The sequence below is a fragment of the Streptomyces ferrugineus genome (assembly GCF_015160855.1).
Taxonomy (GTDB): Bacteria; Actinomycetota; Actinomycetes; order Streptomycetales; family Streptomycetaceae; genus Streptomyces; species Streptomyces ferrugineus.
The window spans coordinates 1,047,659-1,071,983 of sequence record NZ_CP063373.1 but is presented as its reverse complement, the minus strand read 5'-3'; the positions used below and the strand labels follow the sequence as shown (position 1 = coordinate 1,071,983).

The window sequence follows — 24,325 nt, the reverse complement described above, 5'->3', positions numbered from 1 at the left end:
GCCTCAGCGGCCGACGGGTGCGGCGGCGGCCAGATACGTCCGCCGCAGAAACCTCATCAGGGCCTTCGAGTCGAACTGCACCAGCGAAACCCCCTGCGCGGAGTGGAACTCCACCACGGCCTGCACCCGGCCGCACGGCCACACCCGTATCTCCCCGCTCCCCGCGGGGGCCCGCAGCCCCTGCTCCAGCAGGGAGCGGGAGAAGGTCCACTCGTGCGCCTCGCGCCCGGGCAACCGGACCCGCACCGCGCGCGGATCCGTCTCGGGGTCGTACCGCAGGATCACCGGCACCGCGTCCTGCTCCTCCGCCAGGAGGTCCGCGTCCGTGACGATATGGGCTCGCGCGTACTGTTCGACTACAGACATCGGACGGCCCCTTACGCTGCGTGACCTGAGCGAAAGCTGTGCCTTCGCTCCCCCTCCAATGTCGCATATCTTCCGGAAAGCGCCCGTCCGCGCCGCTACATCTCACATATGCGATGGACAAGTTCCTCGCTCTTGCAAGTGGTTCGCATTAAGCCACTATCATCGAACGGTGCACGTACCTGACGGATTCATAGACGCCCCCACGTCGGTCGCGACCGGCGTGGTCGCCGCTGCCGCCGTCGCCGTGAGCCTGCGCGGCGCGCGCCGTGAGCTCGACGAGCGGACGGCGCCGCTGGCCGGACTGGTGGCGGCGTTCATCTTCGCCGTGCAGATGCTGAACTTCCCCGTCGCGGCGGGGACCAGCGGCCATCTGCTCGGCGGGGCGCTCGCGGCGATACTCGTCGGCCCCTACACAGGGGTGCTGTGCGTCTCGGTCGTCCTGCTGATGCAGGGCATCCTGTTCGCGGACGGCGGCCTGACCGCCCTCGGCGTGAACATCACCAACATGGCGATCGTCACGACGATCGTCGCCTACGCCGCCTTCCGCGGCCTGGTGAAGATCCTGCCCCGCGGCCGCAGGTCGATCACCGTGGCCGCCTTCGTCGCCGCCCTGCTGTCCGTGCCGGCCTCCGCGCTGGCCTTCACGCTGATGTACGCGGTCGGCGGCACCACCGACGTCTCGATCGGCAAGGTCGCCACCGCCATGGTGGGCGTGCACATCCTGATCGGCGTCGGCGAGGCCACGATCACCGCGCTGACCGTCGGCGCCGTCATCGCCGTACGCCCGGACCTCGTGTACGGCGCCCGTGATCTGCGGCAGCGGCTGAAGCTGCGGGTGGGCGGCGAGCTGGTCGACGCGCCCGCCGCCGAGCCGGCCGCCGTCCCGGTCGCCGCCCGCTCCTCCCGCAAGGTGTGGGCCGTGGGCCTCGTCACCTCCCTCGTCCTCGCCGGGTTCGTCAGCTTCTACGCCTCGGCCGACCCGGACGGCCTGGAGAAGGTCGCCGCCGACCACGGCATCGACAAGAAGGCCGAGGAGCACGACACGGCCGACTCCCCGCTCGCCGACTACGGCGTCAAGGACATCACCGACGCCCGGCTCTCCGGCGGCCTCGCGGGCACGATCGGCGTCGGCGTCACGGCGGTCGCGGGCAGCGCGGTGTTCTGGGCGGTGCGCAGGCGCCGTACGTCCGACCCGGTCGACGTCTCCCCCTCCAGCACGAGCGTCTGACGTGGGCGCCGGGCACGCGCACAGGCTCTACCGGCACGGGCACTCGCCCGTGCACACCCTGCCGCCGCACACCAAACTCGCCGCCACGTTCGCGTTCGTGGTGGTCGTGGTGTCGACACCGCGCGCGGCGATGTGGGCGTTCGGCCTGTACGCCGTACTGCTCGCGTGCGTCGCGTACGCGGCCCGCGTGCCCGCCGGATTTCTGCTCAAGCGGCTGCTGATCGAGGTGCCGTTCGTCGCGTTCGCCGTGCTGATGCCGTTCGTGGCGGAGGGCGAGCGCGTCGAGGTGCTGGGGCTGTCGCTGAGCGTCAGCGGGCTGTGGGGCGCCTGGAACGTGCTCGCCAAGGGCACGTTGGGCGTCGCCGCCTCCGTCCTGCTCGCCTCCACCACCGAGCTGCGCGAACTGCTGCTCGGCCTCCAGCGGCTCAAGCTGCCGCCGCTGCTCGTGCAGATCGCGTCCTTCATGATCCGCTACGGCGATGTCATCGCCGACGAGATGCGGCGGATGCGCATCGCGCGGGAGTCACGCGGCTTCGAGGCGAAGGGCGTCCGCCACTGGGGCGTGCTCGCGAAGTCGGCGGGCGCGCTGTTCATCCGCTCCTACGAGCGCGGCGAGCGCGTCCACCTCGCCATGGTCAGCCGCGGGTACGCCGGTTCGATGCCGGTGATCGACGAGGTGACCGCGTCCCGGGCGCAGTGGTCGTACGCCTTCGCGCTCCCGTGCACGGCCCTGGTCGTCTGTCTGCTGGGATGGGTGTTGTGATGGACGCTGTGACAGCTTCTCTGGAGGTCTCCGGCCTCGCCTTCGCCTACCCCGACGGCCACCAGGCCCTGTTCGGCGTGGACTTCTCCATCGCGCGCGGCGAACGGGTCGCGCTGCTCGGCCCGAACGGCGCCGGCAAGACGACCCTCGTCCTGCACCTCAACGGCATCCTGACCGGCGGCACGGGCACGGTGAAGGTCGCCGGGCTCCCCGTCGGCAAGCAGCACATGGCGGAGGTCCGGCGCCGGGTCGGGATCGTGTTCCAGGACCCGGACGACCAGCTGTTCATGCCGACGGTCCGTGAGGACGTGGCGTTCGGGCCGGCGGCGGCCGGGCTGAAGGGGGCGGAGCTTCAGGAGCGGGTCGACCGCGCGCTGGAGCGGGTCGGCATGGCGGAGTTCAAGGACCGCCCGCCGCACCACCTCTCCTTCGGCCAGCGCCGCAGGGTCGCGGTGGCGACCGTGCTCGCGATGGAGCCGGAGATCCTCGTCCTGGACGAGCCGTCCTCCAACCTCGACCCCGCCTCCCGCCGCGAACTGGCCGACATCCTGCGCTCGTTGGACGTCACGGTCCTGATGGTCACGCACGACCTGCCGTACGCCCTGGAGCTGTGCCCGCGCTCCCTCGTCCTCAGCGAGGGCGTGATCGCGGCGGACGGCAAGACCGGCGAACTCCTCGCGGACGACGAGCTGATGCGCGCCCATCGACTGGAGCTGCCGTTCGGCTTCGATCCGCGCTCCGTGACAATGGGCGCGTGACGAACGAGGAGACCGACGGCTCACTGCTGCTCGACCAGCAGCTCTGCTTCGCGCTGTACGCCGCCCAGCGCGCGGTGACGGCCGCGTACCGGCCGCTACTCGACGAGCTCGGCCTCACCTACCCGCAGTACCTCGTGCTGCTGGTCCTCTGGGAGCGCGGCGAGCTGCCGGTCAAGGAGCTGGCCGGGGCGCTGACGCTCGACTACGGCACGGTGTCGCCGCTGCTGAAGCGGCTGGAGTCGGCGGGGCTGGTGCGCCGGGAGCGGTCGGCGGGCGATGAGCGCTCGGTACTGGTCGCGTGCACGGGGCGGGCCGAGGAGCTGCGGGAGCGGGCGGCGCGGGTGCCCGGGGCGCTGCTCGCGGAGACCGGGCTCCAGGGGCCGGAGGTCGCCCGGCTGCGCGAGGAGCTGCGGCGGCTGGCGGCGCAGGCGCGGGCGGCGGCCGACCGCGGCCGCTGATCTCGGGTTACCCGCGGTTGCTACCCCCTGGTAACAGCGGGCCCTGTACCGGCAAGTACCTTGTGCACGATGCACTTGTGCACGTCTTTTTTTGGGGGAGGGCCAACCATGACCGATGAAGGAACCGCCGTCGACACTCGCCCGACGAAGATCATGTATGTCGCCGAGGCCACCGCGCACGGCGGCCGGGACGGCTATGTCACCAGCCAGGACGGTCAGATCGAGCTGAAGGTCTCGATGCCGCCGGAGCTGGGCGGCGACGGCAACGGCACCAACCCCGAGCAGCTCTTCGCGGCCGGCTACAGCTCCTGCTTCCACAACGCGCTGATCCTGGTCGGCAACCGCGAGGGCTACGACCTCACCGGGTCCACGGTCGCCGCGAAGGTCGGCATCGGCCCCAACAAGCACCGCGGCTACGGCCTCGCGGTCGCCCTCAGCGTCTCGCTGCCGGTCCTGGACCCGGACATCGCGGCGAAGCTGGTGGACGCGGCGCACGAGGTGTGCCCGTACTCGAACGCGACGCGCGGCAACATCGACGTCACGATTCTGCTCGGCTGACGACGTAACCCAGTCGCATGCCCCGTACAGCTACCGCTAGCGTGCCTGCATGACGACAGCCGCCACTGACGCCGAGAACGAGGGCTTCGGAGCCCACCCCCGTTTCGCCGAAGCCCTGAGTGAGCTGGGCCTCGACGACCTGCACATCCGGATCCGCCGGTTCCCGGACGCGACCCGGACCGCCGCCGAGGCCGCCGCCGCGATCGGGTGTGAGCTGAGTGAGATCTGCAAGTCACTGATCTTCGCCGCCGACGGGGTGCCGGTGCTGGTGTTGATGGACGGGGCCTCCCGGGTCGACGTGGAACTGGTCCGCGAGGCGCTCGGCGCCGGCAAGGTCACGCGGGCCAAGGCCGATGTCGTACGGGAGACCACCGGGTATGCCATCGGGGGCGTGCCGCCCTTCGGGCACCGTACGAGGACGCGGGTGCTCGCCGACCGTTCGCTGCTGGAGCACGACGTGGTGTGGGCGGCCGCGGGCAACCCGCACGCGGTGTTCCCCATGGCGCCGAAGGACCTCGTCGCCCACGCCGGCGCGACTGTCGTGGACGTGCGCGAGCAGTCGTCGGCTTCGTGACGCCGCTGGTCACGGCCGCCGTCCTGCTTGCCGCCGTCACGCACGCCAGCTGGAACGCCATCGCCCACAAGATCACCGACAAGCTGGTCGGGTTCACGCTCATCGCGGGCGGCGGGGTGCTGATCGGGCTGATACTGATGCCCTTCGGGGAGGTCCCGGCGTCGGGGGCGTGGCCGTATCTCCTCGCCTCCGGGGTCGTCCACATCGTGTACTTCGCGCTGCTGATGAAGTCCTTCCGGCTGGGCGACTTCGGGCAGGCCTATCCCATCGCGCGCGGCACCGCCCCGCTCGTGGTCGCCCTGCTGGCCGCCGTGTTCGCGCACGAGGTGCCGGACGGGTGGGTGGCCGCCGGAATCGCCGTGTCCTGCGCGGGCCTTACCGGCGTCGCGCTGTGGGGGCTGCGCGGGCACCGGCCCAACTGGAAGGCGATCGGCGCCGCGTTGGCGACCGGGCTGTCCATCGCGGCGTACACCGTCCTCGACGGTCTCGGCGTACGGGCCTCCGGGTCGCCCCTCGGGTACATCGCCTGGCTGATGGTGATCGAGGGCGTCGTCATTCCCCTCTACGCCGTCCGGCGCTGGCGCGGCGACACGCTCACCGTGCTGCGGCCGTTCGCCCGGCTGGGGTTGCTGGGTGCCGCGCTGTCCGTCGCCGCGTACGCGCTGGTGCTGTGGGCACAGACGAAGGCGGAGCTGGCGCCGATCGCGGCGCTGCGGGAGTCGTCCATCATCGTGGGGGCCGCGATCGGGGCGGTGCTCTTCAAGGAGCGCTTCGGGGCGGGCCGGATCGCGGCGGCGGCGTTGCTGGTCGTGGGCATCGGGCTGATGCTGCACGCGGGTTGAATCCCATGGCAGCCTAGTCGGTCACCCGCGTTCAGGTCCGGACCAGAACAGGCGGTCAGCCGTTGGCTGACCGCCTGTCACTGCCGGCGGCTGCGGCCGCGTTCGACTAGAACGCGGTGTTGCTGCAGCCCATCGTCGAGCCGAGGTGGTTGCTCTGGGCGCCCGCGTCACCCTCGCCGTTGAGCCCGCTGCCGAGCACGCCGTTGAGGATGCCGACCACGCCGAGGATGTCGAGGTTCAAGTCGTGGGACTTGCACTGGGTGCTCTGCGTGACGCTGTAGTTGTTGCCTCCGGGGCCGTCGCCCCGGCCGTCGGCGTGGGCGCTGCCCGCGCCCAGGAGTCCGACGGTGCTGACGGCGGCGACCAGGACGGCGGCCTTGCGAAGCTTGTGCATGTCATCTCCGGTGGAGTGAGGTGGATGCGAAGCGTGAAGGGGTGAGCCCTTACGATTAAGGGAGGTTAAGTAGGAAATGCCCCAAATCATCCTGCGGCGCGCCGAGTTTTGTGATCTGGCACCGGTTTGCCGACCTTGAACGCGAACTGGCCGCAGTACGTCAGCTTCCGCAGGTTCACCAGGGCCGTTCTGCGCCGGCCGGTCTTCGCCCACTGGTCGATCTCGGTGTTGAGCGGGGACTGTTCGTCCCAGTAGCGGCTGTACTCCGGCGGCCGGCCGAGATAGCTCCGCATGATCAGCGCCACCCCGTCGAGGGACGGACGGATCTCCTCCAACGCCAACCCGGCGTCCTCGACCAGCGTCCGGAAGCCGTACGGCGTGTAGTTCCACAGGCTGAAGGAGTGGTACGGCTCGAACTGGGATGTCGATCCGATGAAATGACCGCCGGGCGCCAGCACCCGGGCGACTTCCGCGAGGAGTTCGCGCGGGCGGGCGACGTGTTCGAAGACCTGGTGGGAGTAGACGAGGGGGAGGGAGTCCGAGCCGAGGGGGAGGTGGACGCCGTCGTAGTGGATGACCGGGTCGCCGCCGGGGGTGCGCTGTGCGGCCTCCGGCGAGTCACGGATGTCGACGCCGACCCAGCGCACCTCGGGGGCGTGCTTGCGGAACAGCGCGGCCGACGTGCCGCGACCGCACCCCAGGTCGACGACCAGGCCGGGCGCACCCGGGGCGGCCATCACCTCGTCGACGTAGTAGCGCGAGGTGACCTGTCGGGCGTGGTCGTCGGGGATGCAGTCCTGCATCAGCTCCCACAGGGTTGCCATGCCTCGATGCTACGAACGCGCAGCGTCACCCGCTATTCACGCACTGCGAACCCGGCGACTCCAGACAGGTCGTGCGCCCGCACGCTGTTGCGGTCCGTGACCGAGCGGCCCAGGGCGTGGTGGGGCCACAGGCCCGCGGCCACCCGGCGGCTGCGCTCGCCCCACTGCCGGGCCGCCATGTCGCCGGCCTTGTAGTGGTTGAGGGCGTAGCCGCCGGAGTGGATGCGCAGAAGGGTGAATCCGCCAGGGTACTCCTTGGCGGCGGCGACTTCCTGATGGGTGACGTGCGGGGCCCGCACCAGCACGGTGCGCTTGTTGCGGTGGGTGTGGCCCGCGTGGTGCAGGAAGACGCCGGGCGCGGCGGCGTAGGCGTCCACGAGGGCACGCGCCTGGCGCCGGTCCAGCTGTTGGCCGCGGGTCACCGGGAAGACGGAGTCCCGCACGGTCAGCGGATGGTGGCCGAACACCACCGTCGGCTGATCCGGAGCCTGTCTCAACGTCGCCCGGAACCAGGACAGTTGCTCGGCCCCGAGCCCGCCCGCGTCGGCGCCGTTGCCGGACTTGGCGTAGGTGTCGAGGCCGATGATCCGCAGCCCGCCGAGGTCACGGGCGAAGTAGCCCGGCCCGTCGGCGACGGGGAAGGCGGTGCGGAAGGCGCTGTTGTCATGGGAGCGGTCGTGGTTGCCGCGTACGACGAAGTAGTCCTGCCCGTGCGCGCCGAACCCGTCCAGGATGCGGCGGGCCTCGCCGAGGTCGTGCGCCGCGCCGCCCGCCGAGATGTCGCCGCCGGCCAGCAGCAGGTCCGCCCCGCGCCGCCGGGCCTCCTCGACCAGGGCGCGGCTCATCAGCTCCGGGTAGGGCGCGCGCCCCGGCTGCTGGACCACTCCGCGCAGCAGCGGCAGACCGCCGACGAGGCCCGCGGTGGTCTCGCCGAGGTGCAGGTCGTTGCAGAGCGCGACCGACAGCAGATGCCGGCCGGGCGGGGGCTGCGGGGTGGTGAAGGAGTACGGCCCGCCGCCCGAGCCGAACCCGAACGTCGACGTGCCCACCGCGTTGCCGCGCACCAGGTGCAGGGGGGTGGGCGTGGCGGCAACGCCCCGGGAGCGTGCCTGGTAGTAGTACGTCTGCCCCGGCTCCAGGTCGGTGAGTTCGACCTGGTGGTGGGCGGTCGGGCGGCCCTCGGAGGCGGTGCGGTTCAGGTGGGCGGGGTGGGTGCCGTAGACGACCTCGCCCTCGGTGATCGCGGGGAGGGGGTGGCCCATGCCGTCGTTGGTGCCCGGGATCCCGGTGTACCAGGTGATGACGGCGCGGTCCTCGGTGAGGGTGACCAGTTCCAGGTTGACGGCGGTCAGGTCGTCGGGGTGGGCGGAAGCCGCCCGGCGCACGGCGGCCGAGGCCGACCGCAGCAGGGCGGGGGCGAGGCGCGCGCCGGAGCGCAGCACCTCGCAGGGGCCGGGGAAGGCCGACAGTGCTGCGAGAGCGGGAAGGTGTGCGGAGAAGCAGCAGCGCATGACACCTCCATGGAAGCAGGGCGGAAGCGCCCCGTGCGGTGAGTGTGCCCAGTCTCACCTGATCCCGAGTCACGGCCTTCGTCCCGAACGTCCGGTAAAACCCGGCTCAGGAGGGCACCCGACTAGGCGCGGGTGCCCCCGAGGGAGCACCCTGGAAGCAGTTGTTCCGGAGGTGATCGTCATGATGCACACCGCAGTGGGATGGCATGTCGAGCTGGAGTTCCTGGAGGACGACCAGCACACGCGGGCGGCCGCGCTGGTGCGGCTTCCCGACGGCACCGAGGTGCGGGCCCACGGACACGCCACACGGCACCACACCGACTCCAATCAGCCACGTGTCGGGGAGGAGATCGCCGCTGCCCGCGCCCTGAACGAGCTCGCGATGCAGATGCTCACCAAGGCGCACGGGGAGATCGACGCGGCTTCGGGGCGCACCTCGCACCCGATCCACGTCTGAGCCGAGCGCTACGTGAGCGACGCCCGTACCGCCCGTATCAACCCCTGCGCCCTCGGATCCGCCGTCACCGTCCTGCGGAAGCCGTTCGTCACATAGCCGAACGCGATCCCCGTCTCCGGGTCGGCGAAGCCGAGGGCGCCGCCGCGCCCGGGGTGGCCGAAGGAGCCCGGGCCGAGCAGCGGGGAGGCGGTGCCGTGCAGCATGTAGCCGAGGCCGAAGCGGGTGCCCACGACCAGGACGCGGTCCGGGCCCGACGACTCCTCGGCGCGGGCCAGTTCCACCGTCGCCGGATCGAAGAGCCGTACGCCGTCGACCTCGCCGATCAGCGCCGCGTACACCCGCGCCAGACCGTCGGCCGTCGCGATGCCGTTCGTCGCGGGCAGGGCGGCGGCGCGGTAGGCGGGGTCGTTCTGGTCGGGGAAGGGAGTGATCGCGGCGAACGCGCGGCGGGTGAGGGAGTCCGGGTCCTCGTAGGCCGCGGTGACCGAGCGCTTGGGGCGCGAGCGCAGTCCGCCGGCGGGCTCCGGCCCCTCGACGCGGCCGACGCGCCCCACCCGGCCCGCCTCCGACTCCGGCAGCCCCAGCCACAGGTCCGCACCCAGCGGCCCGGCGATCTCCGCCGCCAGCCATGCGCCGGCCCAGCGGCCCGTGACCTGCCGCACCAGCTCGTCCAGCAGCCAGCCGTACGTCAGCGCGTGATAGCCGTGGTCGGTGCCCGGCTCCCACACCGGCGCCTGCGCGGCCACGGCCTCGGGCCCGCGGTGCGGGTCCAGCGCCTCCTCGGGAGTGAGCGGGCGGTCGAGCACCGGGAGCCCGGCACGGTGGCCGAGCACGTGCCGCACCAGCAGCCGCTCCTTGCCGTGCGCCTTGAACTCCGGCCAGTACTCGCCGACCGGCGCGTCCAGGTCCAGCTCCCCACGCCGGTGCAGGATGAGCGGTACGGCGGCGGCGACGCCCTTGGTCGCCGAGCGCACGACCTGTGCGGTGCCGGGCAGCCACGGGTCCGTGCCGTCGACGTCCTTCGTGCCGGCCCACAGGTCCACGACCTTGTGCCCGTCCCGGTACACCGCGACGGCCGCGCCCCGCTCCCCGAGTGCGGAGAAGTTCCGGACGAACGCTTCCCTGACCGGCTCGAAGCCCCCGGCGACCACGCCGTTCACGTCCACGCCCGCACTCCCTCAGCAACGGTTCCCATGCGCCTTCGACAGCCAGTCCAACATGGGTGCGGGGCCTTGGATTCCGTTGTGTGGCCAGCCTCACCAGCTCAGCAACACAAGCCCTCACGGTTTATGTTGCGCTCATCCGTGAGAGGCATCTAGAGTGACTCACGGATGCATACCCACATATCCGTGAGGATGGCTCTGTCATGTCTACTCCCAGTCCCGTCGGCGCACAGTTCCCCGTCCGTGCCTTCGGCGGCCCGACCGCCCTCTTCGAATACGGCGGGCTGCGGTTCCTGACCGACCCGACCTTCGACGCCCCCGGCGACTACCCGGGGCCCGACGGCCCCTACCTGACCAAGACGGCCCCCGCCGCGGCCACCCCCACCGAGCTGGGCCCCATCGACGTGGTCCTGCTCTCCCACGACGAGCATCCCGACAACCTCGACCACTCCGGCCGCGCTCTGCTCGCCGACGTCCCGCTCACCCTCACCACCCCCGGCGGCGGACGGCGTCTGGGCCAGGGCGCCAAGGGCCTCGCGGACTGGGAGTCGATCGAGCTGGACCGCCCCGACGGCGGCACGCTCACCGTCACCGCTGTGCCCGCCCTCCACGGCCCGGGACCGCGTACGGAGGTCGAGGCGATCACCGGCGAGGTCGTCGGTTTCGTCCTGACCGCCGACGACCTGCCCACCGTCTACGTCAGCGGCGACAACGCCCAGCTCACCCTTGTCGAGGAGATCGCCCAGCGCTTCGCCCCGGTGGACACCGCCATCCTCTTCGCCGGCGCACCGCGCTTCGACGAGCTCTTCGACGGCTCGACGCTCGTGCTCGACAGCGCCCAAGCCGCGCGGGCGGCGAAGATCCTCGACGCCCGCCGTGTCGTCCCCGTCCACTACGACAGCTGGGCCCACTTCACGGAGGGCCGCGACCCGCTGATCGCCGCCTTCACCGCCGCAGGACTGGCCGACCGCCTGGACCTGGGCTGACCGCTCCCCGTTCGACGGTCTACGAGACCTCATTTCGACGGTCTACGGGACCTCATGAAGAAAGCCGGTGAGGGCGCCCCGTCCCCACGGAGCCCTCACCGGCCGGCCTACTTCAATGGTGGCCCGTCACACGCGTGCCAGCGCGCGCTCCCCGTCGGGGTCCGCGTCCTTCCCGGACTCGGCCTCCGTGCGCAGGCCCTCGCCCTCCACGTCCACGTTCGGCAGGGCGCGGTCCAGCCACTTCGGCAGCCACCAGGCCTTCTTGCCGAGCAGGGCCAGGACAGCCGGGACGATGGCCATGCGGACGACGAAGGCGTCGAAGAAGACGGCGATCGCGAGACCGAAGCCGATCATCTTCACCATCGACTCACTGGCGCCGATGAAGCCCCCGAACACCGCCATCATGATGATCGCGGCCGCTGTGACGACCCTCGCGCCGTGCTTGAAGCCCGTCACGACCGCCTGGGTCGGCCGCTCGCCGTGGACGTGGGCCTCGCGCATCCGGGTCACGAGGAACACCTCGTAGTCCATCGCCAGGCCGAAGACGATGCCCACCATGAAGATCGGCATCATCGACATGACCGGGCCGGTCTCCTCCACGCCCAGCAGTCCGGACAGCCAGCCCCACTGGAAGACCGCGACCACGGCGCCCAGCGCGGCCAGCACGCTCAGCAGGAAGCCCAGGGCCGCCTTCAGCGGGACCAGGATCGAGCGGAAGACCAGGATCAGGAGCAGGAAGGCCAGGCCCACGACCAGGATCAGATACGGGATCAGCGCGTCGCTCATCTTCTGCGACACGTCGATGTTCATCGCGGTCGCACCGGTGACATAGACCTTCGCGTCGCTGTCCGCCGTGATCTCCGCGCCGGTGTCGCGGATGGTGTGCACCAGGTCCTCGGTGGTCGTCGAGGCCGGCTTGGCGTCGGGGACGACGGTGATCGTCGCGGTGTCGCCGGCCTCGTTGGGCACCGCCGGGGCCACCGTGACGACATTGTTCAGGCCCTTGATCCTGTCACCGACGTCGGTGAAGGCGGCCTGCGGATCGTCGCTGCCCTTGGCGTCGACCACGACCATCAGCGGGCCGTTGAAGCCGGGTCCGAAGCCCTCCGAGAGCAGGTCGTAGGCGCGGCGCTGGGTGGTGGAGGTGGGCTGGGAGCCGTCGTCCGGGAGGCCCAGTTCGAGGGAGGCCGCCGGGATGGCCGCGGCGCCCAGGCCGATCACGCCCGTCAGGAGGACGGCCACGGGACGGCGTACGACGAAGCTCGCCCAGCGCGTGCCCATGTTCGGGCGGTCCGCCCCGTCGGCCGCCTTCTTGGCCGCGCGCCCGCCGCCGAGCAGCTTGCTCTTCTCACCCGCCGGACGCAGCCTGCGGCCCACGTAGCCGATCAGTGCCGGGACCATGGTCAGCGCGATCAGGACGGAGATGGCGACCGTGCCCGCTGCCGCGAGGCCCATCTTGGTCAGCATCGGGACGTTGACGACCGACAGACCGGCCAGGGCGATGACGACCGTGAGGCCGGCGAAGACCACCGCCGAGCCCGCCGTGCCGACGGCCCGTCCCACCGCCTCCTCACGCTCGCGGCCCTCGGCCAGCTCGGCGCGGTAACGGGAGACGATGAACAGCGCGTAGTCGATGCCGACCGCCAGGCCGAGCATCAACGCCAGGGTGGACGTCGTGTCGCCGAGGTCGAGCGCGCTCGCCAGGGCGGTGATCGTCGAGACGCCGATGCCCACGCCGATGATCGCGGTCAGCAGCGGCAGACCCGCCGCGAGCAGCGAACCGAGAGTGATGACGAGAACCACCGCGGCGATCGCGATGCCGATGACCTCCGAGGCGGCGCTCTCGGCCGGAGCCTGCAGCGCGTCACCGCCGACGTCGACGGTCAGCCCGGCGTCCCTCGCGTGCTGCGCGGCCTCCTGCAGGGCGTCCCGGGTGGACTCCTCCAGCTCGAAGCCGGAGACCTGGTACGACACCGACGCGTACGCGATCGTGCCGTCCTGGTTGACGGCCTTCGCGGTGTACGGGTCGGCTACGGCGGCGACCTCGGAGCCGTCCTTCAGCTCCTGCACGGTCTTCTCGACGATCGCCTTGTTGTCGGCGTCGGTCATCTTCTCGCCGCTCGGCGCCTTGAAGACGATCCGGGCGGTCCCTCCGTCGGCGCTCATGCCGGGGAAGCGCTCGTCCAGCAGGTCGAAGGCCTTCTGGGCCTCGGTGCCGGGGATGGAGAAGGAGGCGGAGCCGGCCGAGGGGGCACTGGCCGCGCCGACGCCCGCGAGCGTCAGAAGCGCGACCCATATCAGGGCGACGAAGTGTCGTCGGCGGAAGGAGAGTCTGCCGAGTTTGTAGAGGAAGGTGGCCACGGGGCGTCTCCCGGTCAGGTCGTGAGGAATTCAGGGCAGGGGTGATCAGCCCGACGACGTGAGCGGGTACGTCAGGTGGAGGGCTTTCTCAGGGAACGTGCAGGGGACTTGTCAGTTGACGGGCACGCCGAGGGCGGGGAGGACCACGGCGTCGATGTACGAGGTGAGGAAGGCAGGCGTCGGCGGCCTGTCGTCGAGGATCGAGCAGGTGACGAACGCGCCGAGCATCATGTGCACCACGAAGTCCAGCGCCGGGCAGTCCGGACGGACCTCACCCCGGTCGACGGCCCGCTGCAGCATGCGGCGGAATTCCGCGATCTCCGGTTCGACCACCTGGCTCCGGAACTCCCGGTGCAGGTCCGGATTCGCGTGCATCGCCATGGCCAGTCCGCGCATCAACGCGCCGTTCTGTTCCATCTGGGCGTCGTCCGCATGCGCCATGAGGGCGTGGAAGTCGCCGCGGAGCGACCCGGTGTCGATCTCGCTCAGGTCCTTGCCCGGCTTGTTGTGCCGGATGGCCTTCACCACCAGCTCGGCCTTGCCGCCCCACTGGCGGTAGAGCGTGGCCTTGCTGGACCGGGTGCGGGCGGCCACGGCGTCCATGGTCAGGGCGTCGTAGCCGACCTCTCGGAGCAGGTCGAGCACAGCCTCGTACAACTCGGCCTCGCGCTCGGGGGTGATACGACTGCGACGCGACGTTGCGACCTCAGCCATGACCCTCTCCACCTTCCACTCCGAACGACACGGTTTCGTACACGACGAAGGTAGCGCATCCAACCGAGAAACGAAACTGTTTCGTTCGCATCATCAGTCCCGACATCCGCTATGTCACGAGTTGCTCAGGTACGTCCACGGGAAAAGCATGGGGACGTGACCTATCTGCGCCTGCCGCATCTCCATGACGACCTGCTCTGCTTCGTGGCCGAGGACGACCTGTGGCTGGCCCCCCTCGACGGCCCGGGCCGCGCCTGGCGGCTCACCGTGGACCGCACCAAGATCGGCCACCCGCGCTTCTCCCCCGACGGCCGCCGCATCGCGTACACGAGCTGGCGCAGCCTGGCCCCCGAGATCCACCTGGTCCCGGTCGACGGCGGCCCCGGCACCCAGCTCACCCACTGGGGCTCGGCGGACACCCAGGTGTGCGGCTGGACCCCCGACGGCGTGATCCTCGCCGTCGCCTCGCACGGCGAGCCCTTCTCCCACTTCACCTGGGCCTACAAGGTCCGCCCCGACGGCGACCCCGGCCGCAAGCTCCCCTGGGGCCCGTGCTCCGACATCCAGGTCGCCGACCTCGACGGCGAGCGCAAGACCCTGCTCCTGACCGGGACTCCGCCGCACGAACCGGCCTCCTGGAAGCGCTACCGCGGCGGGGCCACGGGCCGCCTCTGGCTGCACGGCGAGCGCCTGCTCGCGGACATCGGCGGCCATCTCGCCTCCCCCCTGTTCGTCGGCGGCCGTATCGCCTTCCTCTCCGACCACGAGGGCGTCGGCAACCTCTACTCGTGCGCCCACGACGGCTCCGACCTGCGCCGGCACACCGACCACGACGCCTTCTACGCCCGGCACGCGGCGAGCGACGGCACCCGCGTGGTGTACCAGTGCGCGGGCGACCTGTGGATCGTGGACGACCTGGCCGCCGCGTCGCGGCCGCGCAGACTCGACGTACGGCTCAGCGGGCCGCGCGCGGGCCGCCGCCCCTATCAGGTCCCCGCCGCCCAGCACGTCGACGGTGTCTCGGTCGACGAGACGGGCCGCGCGAGCGCCGTCGTCGTACGCGGCAGCCTGTACTGGCTGACCCACCGGGACGGCCCGGCCCGCACCATCACCGACACCCCGGGCGTACGGGTCCGGCTCCCGGAGATGCTCGGATCGGTCGGCCAGGTCGCGTATGTGACGGACGCTCAGGGCGAGGACGCGATCGAGGTCGCCTATCTGCCCCGGGCGACCGGCGACCGCGACCCGCGCCGGCTGGCCTCCGGCGAGCTGGGCCGGGTCCTGGAGATGGCCGCCGACCCGGAGGGCGAGCGCCTGGCCATCGCCTCGCACGACGGGCGGCTGCTGCTGCTCGACGTGACGGAGGACTCCAACGGGGAGGTCACCGAGCTGATCCGGTCGGTCAACGGCCCCGTGCGGGACCTGGCCTTCTCCCCGGACGGCAGCTGGCTGACGTGGTCGCACCCGGGGATCGGCCGCTCCCTGCGCCAGATCAAACTGGCCCGTATTTCCCGAACGGGACAAGGGGACAGCCTGATCGTCGATGTCACCAGCGGCCGCTTCGAGGACGAGAACCCGGTGTTCACCAGGGACGGCCGCTACCTCGCCTTCCTCTCCTGGCGCGGCTTCGACCCGGTGTACGACGTCCACACCGGCGACCTCTCCTTCCCTCTCGGCTGCCGCCCCTACCTGGTCCCGCTGTCCTCGGCCACCCCCTCCCCCTTCGCCCTGAACCCCGAGGGCCGCCCGGCCGCCGGTGGCCTGGACCCGGTGGAGGACGAGGACGGCGGCACCGGCGGCGCGACGATCGTCGAGGTCGAGGGGCTCGAAAGCCGGGTCACCCCCTTCCCGGTCGCCGCCTCCAAGTACTCGGCGCTGTGCCCGGTCTCCGGCGGCGGACTGGTCTGGCTGCGCTGGCCGATCTCGGGCGCGCTCGGCGAGACGTTCGCCAACCCGGACGACACGACCGGGCGGCCGACCCTCGAACACTTCAACATCAGCAAGGGCAAGAAGTCCGAACTCGTCGACCACCTCGACTGGTTCACGGTGAGCGGCGACGGCACCCGCCTGGTGCTGCTCGACGAGGGCGACCTCAGGGCGGTCCCCGCCACGGAGTCCGGCGACAGCGACACGACGGTGTGGATCGACGCCCGCCGCATCCTGCACGTGGTGGACCCGGCGGCGGAGTGGCGGCAGTCGTACGCCGAGGCGGGCCGGCTGATCCGGGCGTACTTCTGGGACCCGGGGATGTGCGGCATCGACTGGGACGCGGTCCTCGACCAGTACCGCCCCCTGGTCGAACGGGTCGCCTCCCCCGACGAGTTCGCCGACCTCCTGCGCGAGGTCCTCGGCGAGCTCGGCACCTCCCACGCCTACGTCACGGCCGCCCGCCGCAACGAGGGCCCGCCGCACTACCAGCGCTGGCAGGGCCTGCTCGGCGCCAACTTCGTACGCCGCGACGACGGCTGGATGGTCAAGCGCATCCTCCCCGGCGAGTCCTCCGACTCCAAGGCCCGCTCCCCGCTGGCGGGCGCGGGCATCCGGGAGGGCGCGGTCCTCACCCACGTCGACGGCCGCCCCGTGGACCCGCTCACCGGCCCCTACCCGCTGCTGGCCGGCGCCGGCGGCACGACGGTGGAGCTGACGTTCACCCCGGCGGAGGGCGAAGCGGGCCGGGCCCGCCGGGTGGCGGTGGTCCCCCTCGTCGACGAACGGCCCCTGCGCTACCAGGACTGGGTCGCCAAACGCCGCACGGTCGTACGGGAGCTGAGCGGCGGTCGCTGCGGCTATCTGCACATCCCGGACATGGGCGGCTCGGGCTGGGCCCAGTTCAACCGGGACCTGCGCATGGAGATGTCCCGCCCCGCGCTGATCGTCGACGTACGCGGCAACGCGGGCGGCCACATCAGCGAGCTGGTGGTGGAGAAGCTGACCCGCACGATCCTCGGCTGGGACCTCACGAGAAACGCCCAGCCGGTGTCGTACGCCTCGAACGCGCCCCGCGGCCCGGTGGTCGCCCTCGCCGACGAGGCGACCTCCTCGGACGGCGACATGATCACGGCCGCCTTCAAGCTCCTCAAGCTGGGCCCGGTCGTCGGGCAGCGCACCTGGGGCGGAGTGGTCGGCATGACCGGCCGTCACCGCCTCGGCGACGGCACGGTGATCACGGTGCCGATGAACGCGGCGTGGTTCGACGCGTACGGGTGGAGCATCGAGAACAGGGGCGTGAGCCCCGACGTGGAGGTCCTTCGGACCCCGCTGGACTGGGCGGAGGGCAGACATGCCCAGCTGACGGATGCGGTGGAACTGGCGTTGGAGTTGCTGGAGACGAACCCGCCCGCGACGCCTCCGGACTACGCACATGTTCCGGACCGGTCGAGGCCCAAGCTTCCGCCACGCTCTTGAGGACACAAACGTGGGGCACCCCCGAAGCAGGGGGCACCCCACGTCTCAGCACGACGACTTACCGGTCGTAGTCCTGGTCGAAGCGCTCCTCGTCCTCACGCTCGCGCATCCGCTCGGACTCCTCGTCCCGCTGCGGCCGCTGCTGGCGCCCGCGCTCCTTGGCCTGTTCCTTGGCCTGCTTGGCGCGCTGCTGGAGCTGCTCGGACTTCTCCTGGAACTGGTCCTTCATGCCCATGTGGGTTCACTCCCGTAGTGGGTGGGGGGTTGGCCCCTCGCTGGGGCCTCGACCAGATTCACACGGGCGATAACCCCCCGCATGTCGATCAGTTACGCGACGTAGTTCCCCCAGCCCGCGCGGCCCGCTCCCGCTCGTCGGCGGAGCCGCCCGCCCCGACCAGCCCCGTCCGCATCCCGTCCAGCCGGCCCGCGAACCGCCGCATCTCCCGCTGCCCCACGGTCCCGATGATCCCCGGCAGATACCCGCGAACCCCCTGCATCCCGCGCAGCCACCACTGCCCGTACACATGGCTCGACCGCCGCTCGATCCCGGCCACGATCCGCTCGACCGCCGGCCCCAGCGGATACGTCTTGTTGGACGGCCACGGCAGCCGCTGCCTCAACTCCCGCATGACGTCGTCCTGATCGGCCCCGCGCACCATGTCGGTGTCGGTCCAGGACAGATACCCGACCCCGACCCGCACGCCCTGGTGGCCGACCTCGGCCCGCAGGCTGTGCGCGTACGCCTCCACACCGGACTTGGACGCGCAGTACGCGGTCATCATCGGCGCCGGGGTGATCGCCGCGAGCGAGGCGATCTGCAGCAGGTACCCCCGGCTCTCCACCAGCACGGGCAGGAACGCGCGGGCGGTCACCGCCGACCCGATGAGATTGACCTCGATGACCCGCCGCCAGGCCTGAGGATCGGAGTCCACGAAGGGCCCGCCGGTCGCGACACCCGCGTTGGCGACGACGATGTCGACCTTCCCGAATCGTTCCTTCACTTCCTGTGCGACCCGCGCCATCGCCTCGTGATCGGTGACGTCGGCGTACCAGTGGTCGCTGTCGCCGTGCAGCCGCTCGGAGACCTGCTTGAGGGCGTCCGGCTCCAGCCCGACCAGCGCCACGCTCGCGCCGCGCGCGGAGAGCTTGCGTGCGAGCAGCTCACCGACGCCGCGCGCCGCCCCCGTGACGACGGCGACCTGTCCATCGAGGCTCACCCTGCTCATGCGCCCTCCTTGACCTGCGGGTATGTCGTGGCTCGCGAATATGTCGTGACGAGTTCCCGGATGCGTGCGGTCACCAGCTCGGGCGCCTCGATCGGCGTCATGTGCCCGAGGCCGGGCAGTTCGGTGACGCCGAGGCCGCCCGGCAGCGCGGCGGCGAGGGAGCGCGCGTGCACCGGCGGGGTCAGCCGGTCGGCCGTGCCGACGACGACCGCGGTCGGCACGGTCAACTCCCGTATTCGATGCTCGAGATCGAGCAGGTCGAGCACCTGCGACCAGGCGTACCGCACCTTGCGCGGGCACGCGTGCACGATCCGCGCGCACGCCTCGACCATGTGCGGGGCCGAACCGGGGCCCATCGTGCCGTACTTGAGGATCGCCCTGGCGATCGGCGTGACCGGCCCGAGCGGCGCCCGGGAACCGAGGATGCGCCTGGTCAGCCAGGTGCGCAGGCGGCCGGCGCGCAGGGGTATGACGGTCGACTCGGCGACCAGCCGCGAGGCGCCGGTGCTGCACAGCAGGACGGCGCCGGCGTGTTCGCGCAGGGCGGGGCGCGCGGCGGCGGCCATCACCGTCATGCCGCCCATGGAGTGCCCGGCGATGACGGCCTTCTCGCCGGGCGCGAGGGTCGCCTTCAGTACGGCTTCGAGGTCGTCGGCGAGCGCGTCGGTGCCGCAGTCGGGGCTGGCCGGGCTGCGTCCGTGGCCGCGCTGGTCGTAGGCGATGACCCGGTGGTCGACGGCCAGTTCCCGGATCTGCGCCGCCCAGAAGGCGGTCGAGCAGGCCCAGCCGTGCGCGAGGACGACGGCGGGCGCGGCCGGGTTGTCGACGGGACCGTGCACCTCGACGTGCAGCCGGGCGCCGTCGGCGGACACGGCCGTCAGCTCACGGGCGGGGACGGGAGGGGCGTACGGCCCGGAGGCGACGCTCATGAGGCGGCTCACGCGGTCACCTCCGCGGCGTCCTTGACGGCGGCCCGGACGACGGCGTACTCCGCGAGATCGACGCGCCGTGTGGCCCGCCGGAACTCGGTCGTCGTTCCCGGCCAGATGGTGGTGTTGCGGCCGTTCGCGTCCAGGTACCAGCTGGTGCACCCGCCCGTGTTCCACACCGTCCGCCTCATGCGCTCCTGCACCCGACGGTTCCAGGCGCGCACGGCGCTCGGCCGCGCGTCGAGGGCGACCCGACCGCCGAGGACGTTCAGCTGCCGTACGAAGTCGGCCAGGTAGTTCAGCTGGGACTCGATCATCAGGATCATGGACGAGTTGCCGAGGCCGGTGTTGGGCCCGATGACGGTCATCCAGTTCGGGAATCCGGCGGCGGCGGCGCCCCGCAGGGCCTCCATCCCGCCCTTCCACGCCTCGGCGAGCGTCTTGCCGTCGGCGCCCACCACCCGCTCGGCGATGGGCAGGTCGGTGACGTGGAACCCGGTACCGAAGATGATCGCGTCGACCTCGGCCTCGCTGCCGTCGGCGGCGACGACGGTCGAGCCGCGGATCCCGGTGAGCCCGCTGGCGACGACGTCGACGTTGGGCCGGGTGAGCGCCGGGTAGTACTCGCTGCTCAGCAGGATCCGCTTGCAGCCGATGCGGTAGTCGGGGGTGAGCTTGGCGCGCAGGGCCGGGTCCTTGACGGCGCGGGCCATGTTCCGCTTGGCGAGCTGCTCGACGAGGCCCAGCTCGTTCGGGTGCCTGGTGAAGGCCTGGACCTGCAACTCCCGGATGCCCCACAGCAGTCCGCGGCGCAGCTGGGTGGTGAAGGGCAGGGCCCGGTGCACGGAGCGCTCGGCGCCGCTGATGGCGCGGTCGACGCGGGGCATGACCCAGGGCGGGGTGCGCTGGAAGAGGGTGAGCCGGGAGATCTCGGGCTGGATGGCCGGCACGATCTGGATGGCGGAGGCGCCGGTGCCGACCATGGCGACGCGCTTGCCGCGCAGGTCGTAGTCGTGGTCCCAGCGGGCGGTGTGGAAGACCTTGCCGGGGAAGGAGTCGAGCCCCGGGATGTCCGGGATCTTCGGGTCGGACAGCGGCCCGGTGGCGGAGACGACGAAGTCGGCCGACAGATTCCTGCCGCTGGTCTCGATGTCCCAGCACAGCCGCTCGCCGTTCCAGGTCATCCGCTTCACCTCCGAGTCGAAGCGGATGTGGGGACGCAGCCGGAAGACATCCGTCACATGCTCCAGGTAGGCCCGGATGTGCTGCTGCCCGGAGAAGGTGCGCGGCCAGTCGGGGTTGGGCGCGAAGGAGAACGAGTACAGATGCGAGGGCACATCGCACGCACACCCCGGATAGCTGTTGTCCCGCCAGGTGCCGCCGACGCTGTCGGCCCGCTCCAGGACGACGAAGTCGGTGACGCCCTCGCGCCTCAGCCGTACGGCGGCCCCCAGCCCGCCGAACCCGGACCCGACCACCGCGACCCGCACATGCTCGCGTTCGGCCATGCCTGTGCCTCCACACTTGAGCCTCAACCGGAACCACGCCAGTGAACACTGGCGCAATGGGAGAGTAGAGGAGCTCCGTACTGACCGGTAGGGGTCGGGCGAGGGCTTTTGACATCAGCGGCTACCGCCGCGGGTACCGTCGGCACGAACTAAGGTTCCCGGGTGACCGAGAAGCGTGAATACCGCATGGAGGAGCTCGCCCGTCTGGCCGGCATCACGGTGCGCACCCTGCGCTTCTACCGAGAACGCAAGCTGATCCCGCCGCCTCGCCGCGAGGGCCGTATCGCCTGGTACGACGACCACCACCTGGCCCGGCTGCGCACGATCGCGGCGCTGCTGGAGCGCGGCCACACCCTGACCGGCATCGCGGAGCTGGCCGAGGCCCTCGACCACGGCCGCGATGTCGCCGACGTCCTCGGCGTCGCCCCGACCGAGGAGGAGCCGGTCCGTCTCACCCCCGAGGAACTCGCCGCCCGCTTCGAGGGCCAGGTCACCCCGGAGAACCTCGCCGCCGCCCTGGACCTCGGCTACCTCGGCACCGACGGCGACGAGATCGTCCACATCAGCCGCCGCCTGCTGGACGTCTCCGCGGCCCTGGTCCGCGAGGGCATCCCGCTCGCGGAGGTGCTGGCGGCGGGCAAGCGGGTCCGCGAGCACGTGGACGACCTGGCGGAGCTGTTCGCCGACCTGGTCCTGCGCCACGCCGCCGAGGAGGACCTGCCCCGCCTGCGCCCGCTCGCCCGGAGCGTGGTGGAGGCGGAGCTGTCCCTGGCGCTGGACCGGCGGCTGCGCGGACAGAGCGGGCCGGACCGGCCCTAGCGGTCGTAGACCACGGTCACCGGCGCGTGGTCCGACCACCGCTCGGCATGCGTGGCGGCGCGCTCGACGTACCCCTTGAGCGCCTTGGCGGCCAGCCCCGGCGTCGCCACGTGGTAGTCGATGCGCCAGCCGGTGTCGTTGTCGAAGGCGCGCCCGCGGTACGACCACCAGGAGTACGGCCCGTCGACGTCCGGGTGCAGCGACCGTACGACATCGACGTAGCCGCCGGCGGCGGGGTCGAACACCCGGCTGAGCCACTCGCGCTCCTCCGGCAGGAAGCCGGAGTCCTTCTGGTTGCCCCGCCAGTTCTTCAGGTCCGCCTTCTCGTGGGCGATGTTCCAGTCGCCGCAGACGAGGACCTCACGGCCGTCGGCGGCGGCGCGCTCGCGCAGGTCCTTCAGATAGGCCAGGAACTCGCCCATGAAGCGGACCTTCTCGTCCTGCCGCTCGGTGCCGACCTCGCCGGAGGGGAGGTAGAGGGAGGCGACCGTCACACCCGGCAGATCGGCCTCGACATAGCGTCCGCTGCCGTCGAACTCGCTCGACCCGAAGCCGACCTGGATCCGGTCGGGCTCTCGGCGGGTGTACAGCGAGACGCCGGCGCGGCCCTTGGCGGCGGCGGGCGCGTGCACGACATGCCAGCCGTCGGGTGTGCGCACATGCTCGGGCAGCTGCTCCGGCTCGGCGCGCACCTCCTGAAGGCACAGCACATCGGCGGCGGTGCCGGCGAGCCACTCCACGAAGCCCTTCTTCGTGGCGGCCCGCAAGCCGTTCACATTCACAGAGGTCACAGTGAGCACCCCGGCACCTTACCGGCACACTGGACGGTGTCCGGTTCTGGAACCTCTTGATCTTGAATTGATATACGGTAGCCAGCATGCATATACGCCCCGTGCCCTTCGACCACCCCGACGCCGTCAAGCTCAACGACCAGGTCCAGGCCGAATACGCGGTCCGCTACGGCGACGACGGCGACGCCACCCCCCTCGCCCCGGCCGACTTCGAGCCCCCCAAGGGCCTGTACCTGATCGCGTACGACGCGCTCGGCGTACCCGTCGCCTCCGGCGGCTGGCGGGCCCAGGACGACAACGGCGAGAACAACCAGGACGGGGACGCCGAGCTCAAGCGGATGTATGTGGTCGAGGCGATGCGCGGACAGGGCCTCGCCAGACGCATCCTGGCCGCACTGGAGGAGGACGCCCGGGCGGCGGGGCGTGTCCGCATGGTGCTGGAGACCGGCGCCAGACAGCCGGAGGCGGTGGCGCTATACACGTCCAGCGGATACGAGCCGTGCGAGAAGTTCGGCTACTACCGCTTCCACGAGCTGAGCATGTGTTACGCCAAGGCGCTGTGAGCGGTCAGTCCCGCGCCGCGTTGACGCGATACACGTCCCCCACACACAGGTTCAGTACGACGGCGGCCACGATCAGACCGGCGCACGCCACCAGCACCGTCCGGTTGCCCCACGCCCCCACCGCGAGGCCGGTGAGCAGATAGCCGAGCGGAGTCGCCACCCGCTCCCCCACGTCGTTGAACGCGCTCATACGCCCCAACTCCCCCTGCGGCACATGCTGCTGGAACGCGGTCGTCCACGTGACGATCGCCACATCCAGCGCGATGCCCGCGAGCAGCGTGGCCAACAGCACCCAGGGCAGCGGCAGTCCCCACCCCAGGGCGAGCAACGGCGCCGCAAGGGGCGCCCCGCCCACGACGGCCACGGTCAGCAGCCGGTACGGCCGCCAGCGCAGGCACACCACCGTCCCGGCCAGCAGCCCCGCCGCGAACGCGCCCTGCACCAGGCCCCAGTCACGCGCCCCCGCGTACTCCTGGGCCACCACGACGGGCCCCAGGAGCTGGAACCCCGCCAGCCACGCGGCGACGAGGACGGTCCCGGCGACCGTGTAGGTCCACAGCCAGGTCCGTGACCGGAAGGCGGTCCAGCCCTCCCGCAGATCGCCCAGCGCACTGCTGACGGTGACGGGCGCGTCCAGACGCAGCCCGAGCAGCAGGAGCGCGGCGACGGCGAAGGTGAGCGCGTCCCAGGCCAGCGCCCACGCCGGTCCGCTCGCCGCGACGACGACTCCGCCGATGGCCGGCCCGAGCACCTTGACCGCGTTGCTCGGCAGTCTGAGCAGGGCGTTGGCCTGCTGCAACTGCTCCGCGGGCACGATCTGGGCCACGGCGCCCCGGGTGGCGGGCACGGTGAAGGCCACGGCCGTCCCCGAGAGGAAGCCGCAGACCGCGATGGAGGTCGTCGTGGCGTACCCGGTGGCGACGGTGGCCGCGAGCACCCCCTGGGCGACGGCCGCCAGCAGATTGCCGAGGAAGAGCAGCCGACTACGGGACACCCGGTCCGCGAGCACTCCGCCCACGAGGACGAAGACGACGGTCGGAACGGTGCTGGTGGCGAGCACCACACCGAGGTCACCGGCTCCCCGCAAACAACGAAAAATCCCGTCCGCTCAACCGACCGGACGGGAT

24 protein-coding genes and 1 pseudogene are annotated in these 24,325 nt (G+C 71.4%); 12 read left to right on the top strand and 13 right to left on the bottom strand.

The window, feature by feature from the left end; translation table 11 throughout:
• Positions 1 to 3: 3 nt before the first annotated feature.
• On the bottom strand, positions 4 to 366 hold the full coding sequence (locus IM697_RS05145) for an SsgA family sporulation/cell division regulator (RefSeq protein ID WP_194045176.1): 363 nt from the start codon (positions 364 to 366) through the stop codon (positions 4 to 6).
• A 169-nt stretch (positions 367 to 535) separates the two neighbouring features.
• Here IM697_RS05145 and IM697_RS05140 point away from each other — a divergent pair, with 169 nt between their 5' ends.
• The 7 genes from IM697_RS05140 to IM697_RS05110 all read left to right on the top strand — a co-directional run bounded on the left by IM697_RS05140 (position 536) and on the right by IM697_RS05110 (position 5,547).
• Positions 536 to 1,594, top strand: coding sequence for an energy-coupling factor ABC transporter permease (locus IM697_RS05140; protein ID WP_194045174.1), 1,059 nt, complete (start codon positions 536 to 538; stop codon positions 1,592 to 1,594).
• A 1-nt stretch (position 1,595) separates the two neighbouring features.
• Positions 1,596 to 2,357, top strand: a complete 762-nt coding sequence (cbiQ, locus tag IM697_RS05135; protein WP_194045172.1) for a cobalt ECF transporter T component CbiQ — start codon at positions 1,596 to 1,598, stop codon at positions 2,355 to 2,357.
• Positions 2,357 to 3,115 carry an energy-coupling factor ABC transporter ATP-binding protein gene (locus IM697_RS05130; RefSeq protein ID WP_194045170.1) on the top strand — a complete coding sequence of 253 codons (759 nt, stop codon included), beginning with the start codon at positions 2,357 to 2,359 and terminating at the stop codon, positions 3,113 to 3,115. The genes cbiQ and IM697_RS05130 overlap by 1 nt, the downstream gene beginning before the upstream one ends.
• Complete coding sequence (locus tag IM697_RS05125; protein ID WP_194045167.1) at positions 3,112 to 3,573, top strand: MarR family winged helix-turn-helix transcriptional regulator; 462 nt, start codon at positions 3,112 to 3,114, stop codon at positions 3,571 to 3,573. The genes IM697_RS05130 and IM697_RS05125 overlap by 4 nt, the downstream gene beginning before the upstream one ends.
• Before the next feature lie 108 nt (positions 3,574 to 3,681).
• Positions 3,682 to 4,131 (top strand): organic hydroperoxide resistance protein, encoded by a 450-nt coding sequence (locus IM697_RS05120; protein WP_194045165.1) that lies wholly within the window; start codon positions 3,682 to 3,684, stop codon positions 4,129 to 4,131.
• Positions 4,132 to 4,180: 49 nt separating this feature from the next.
• A complete protein-coding gene (locus tag IM697_RS05115; protein ID WP_194045163.1) occupies positions 4,181 to 4,705 on the top strand; it encodes a YbaK/EbsC family protein in 525 nt (174 codons plus the stop codon).
• A complete protein-coding gene (locus IM697_RS05110; protein WP_194045161.1) occupies positions 4,702 to 5,547 on the top strand; it encodes a DMT family transporter in 846 nt (281 codons plus the stop codon). The genes IM697_RS05115 and IM697_RS05110 overlap by 4 nt, the downstream gene beginning before the upstream one ends.
• Positions 5,548 to 5,653: 106 nt before the next feature.
• On the opposite strand, the gene IM697_RS05105 is transcribed toward IM697_RS05110, so the two are convergent.
• The 3 genes from IM697_RS05105 to IM697_RS05095 all read right to left on the bottom strand — a co-directional run bounded on the left by IM697_RS05105 (position 5,654) and on the right by IM697_RS05095 (position 8,276).
• Complete coding sequence (locus tag IM697_RS05105; protein WP_194045159.1) at positions 5,654 to 5,941, bottom strand: hypothetical protein; 288 nt, start codon at positions 5,939 to 5,941, stop codon at positions 5,654 to 5,656.
• An 86-nt stretch (positions 5,942 to 6,027) separates the two neighbouring features.
• Positions 6,028 to 6,765, bottom strand: a complete 738-nt coding sequence (locus tag IM697_RS05100; protein ID WP_194045157.1) for a class I SAM-dependent DNA methyltransferase — start codon at positions 6,763 to 6,765, stop codon at positions 6,028 to 6,030.
• 32 nt (positions 6,766 to 6,797) lie between these two features.
• The gene (locus IM697_RS05095; RefSeq protein WP_194045155.1) at positions 6,798 to 8,276 is read right to left on the bottom strand and encodes a purple acid phosphatase family protein; all 1,479 of its coding nucleotides are present in this window, start codon (positions 8,274 to 8,276) and stop codon (positions 6,798 to 6,800) included.
• Positions 8,277 to 8,457: 181 nt separating this feature from the next.
• Between IM697_RS05095 and IM697_RS05090 the strand changes: the two genes are divergently transcribed.
• Entirely contained in the window at positions 8,458 to 8,733 is a 276-nt protein-coding gene (locus IM697_RS05090) for a DUF1876 domain-containing protein (protein ID WP_194045153.1), read from the top strand.
• An 8-nt stretch (positions 8,734 to 8,741) separates the two neighbouring features.
• Here IM697_RS05090 and IM697_RS05085 read toward each other — a convergent pair whose 3' ends face one another.
• Entirely contained in the window at positions 8,742 to 9,899 is a 1,158-nt protein-coding gene (locus IM697_RS05085) for a serine hydrolase domain-containing protein (RefSeq protein ID WP_194045151.1), read from the bottom strand.
• Positions 9,900 to 10,099: 200 nt separating this feature from the next.
• Between IM697_RS05085 and IM697_RS05080 the strand changes: the two genes are divergently transcribed.
• The gene (locus IM697_RS05080) at positions 10,100 to 10,882 is read left to right on the top strand and encodes an MBL fold metallo-hydrolase (protein ID WP_194045149.1); all 783 of its coding nucleotides are present in this window, start codon (positions 10,100 to 10,102) and stop codon (positions 10,880 to 10,882) included.
• Between the two features lie 126 nt (positions 10,883 to 11,008).
• Here the strand turns inward: IM697_RS05080 and IM697_RS05075 are convergent, their stop codons facing one another.
• Entirely contained in the window at positions 11,009 to 13,243 is a 2,235-nt protein-coding gene (locus IM697_RS05075; RefSeq protein ID WP_194045147.1) for an MMPL family transporter, read from the bottom strand.
• Between the two features lie 111 nt (positions 13,244 to 13,354).
• On the bottom strand, positions 13,355 to 13,957 hold the full coding sequence (locus IM697_RS05070; protein WP_194045145.1) for a TetR/AcrR family transcriptional regulator: 603 nt from the start codon (positions 13,955 to 13,957) through the stop codon (positions 13,355 to 13,357).
• Between the two features lie 156 nt (positions 13,958 to 14,113).
• Here IM697_RS05070 and IM697_RS05065 point away from each other — a divergent pair, with 156 nt between their 5' ends.
• Positions 14,114 to 17,362, top strand: a complete 3,249-nt coding sequence (locus tag IM697_RS05065; RefSeq protein ID WP_194045143.1) for a S41 family peptidase — start codon at positions 14,114 to 14,116, stop codon at positions 17,360 to 17,362.
• A gap of 58 nt (positions 17,363 to 17,420) precedes the next feature.
• On the opposite strand, the gene IM697_RS05060 is transcribed toward IM697_RS05065, so the two are convergent.
• The 4 genes from IM697_RS05060 to IM697_RS05045 form a co-directional block, all read right to left on the bottom strand.
• Positions 17,421 to 17,597 carry a hypothetical protein gene (locus tag IM697_RS05060; RefSeq protein WP_194045141.1) on the bottom strand — a complete coding sequence of 59 codons (177 nt, stop codon included), beginning with the start codon at positions 17,595 to 17,597 and terminating at the stop codon, positions 17,421 to 17,423.
• An 88-nt stretch (positions 17,598 to 17,685) separates the two neighbouring features.
• Positions 17,686 to 18,588 (bottom strand): SDR family oxidoreductase, encoded by a 903-nt coding sequence (locus IM697_RS05055; RefSeq protein WP_194045139.1) that lies wholly within the window; start codon positions 18,586 to 18,588, stop codon positions 17,686 to 17,688.
• Positions 18,585 to 19,529 (bottom strand): alpha/beta fold hydrolase, encoded by a 945-nt coding sequence (locus tag IM697_RS05050; protein ID WP_194045137.1) that lies wholly within the window; start codon positions 19,527 to 19,529, stop codon positions 18,585 to 18,587. The genes IM697_RS05055 and IM697_RS05050 overlap by 4 nt, the downstream gene beginning before the upstream one ends.
• Positions 19,526 to 21,025 (bottom strand): flavin-containing monooxygenase, encoded by a 1,500-nt coding sequence (locus IM697_RS05045; RefSeq protein WP_194045135.1) that lies wholly within the window; start codon positions 21,023 to 21,025, stop codon positions 19,526 to 19,528. Before IM697_RS05045 ends, IM697_RS05050 begins: the two co-directional genes overlap by 4 nt.
• Positions 21,026 to 21,187: 162 nt before the next feature.
• Here IM697_RS05045 and IM697_RS05040 point away from each other — a divergent pair, with 162 nt between their 5' ends.
• The gene (locus tag IM697_RS05040) at positions 21,188 to 21,844 is read left to right on the top strand and encodes a MerR family transcriptional regulator (RefSeq protein WP_228044507.1); all 657 of its coding nucleotides are present in this window, start codon (positions 21,188 to 21,190) and stop codon (positions 21,842 to 21,844) included.
• Here the strand turns inward: IM697_RS05040 and IM697_RS05035 are convergent.
• A complete protein-coding gene (locus IM697_RS05035) occupies positions 21,841 to 22,644 on the bottom strand; it encodes an exodeoxyribonuclease III (protein WP_194045133.1) in 804 nt (267 codons plus the stop codon). The two genes, IM697_RS05040 and IM697_RS05035, sit on opposite strands and share 4 nt — an antisense overlap.
• Positions 22,645 to 22,721: 77 nt before the next feature.
• On the opposite strand from IM697_RS05035, the gene IM697_RS05030 reads away from it, so the two are divergent.
• Entirely contained in the window at positions 22,722 to 23,198 is a 477-nt protein-coding gene (locus IM697_RS05030; protein ID WP_194045131.1) for a GNAT family N-acetyltransferase, read from the top strand.
• 4 nt (positions 23,199 to 23,202) lie between these two features.
• Here IM697_RS05030 and IM697_RS05025 read toward each other — a convergent pair.
• Positions 23,203 to 24,279, bottom strand: a pseudogene (locus tag IM697_RS05025) (MFS transporter); the annotation flags it as partial.
• Positions 24,280 to 24,325 lie beyond the last annotated feature (46 nt).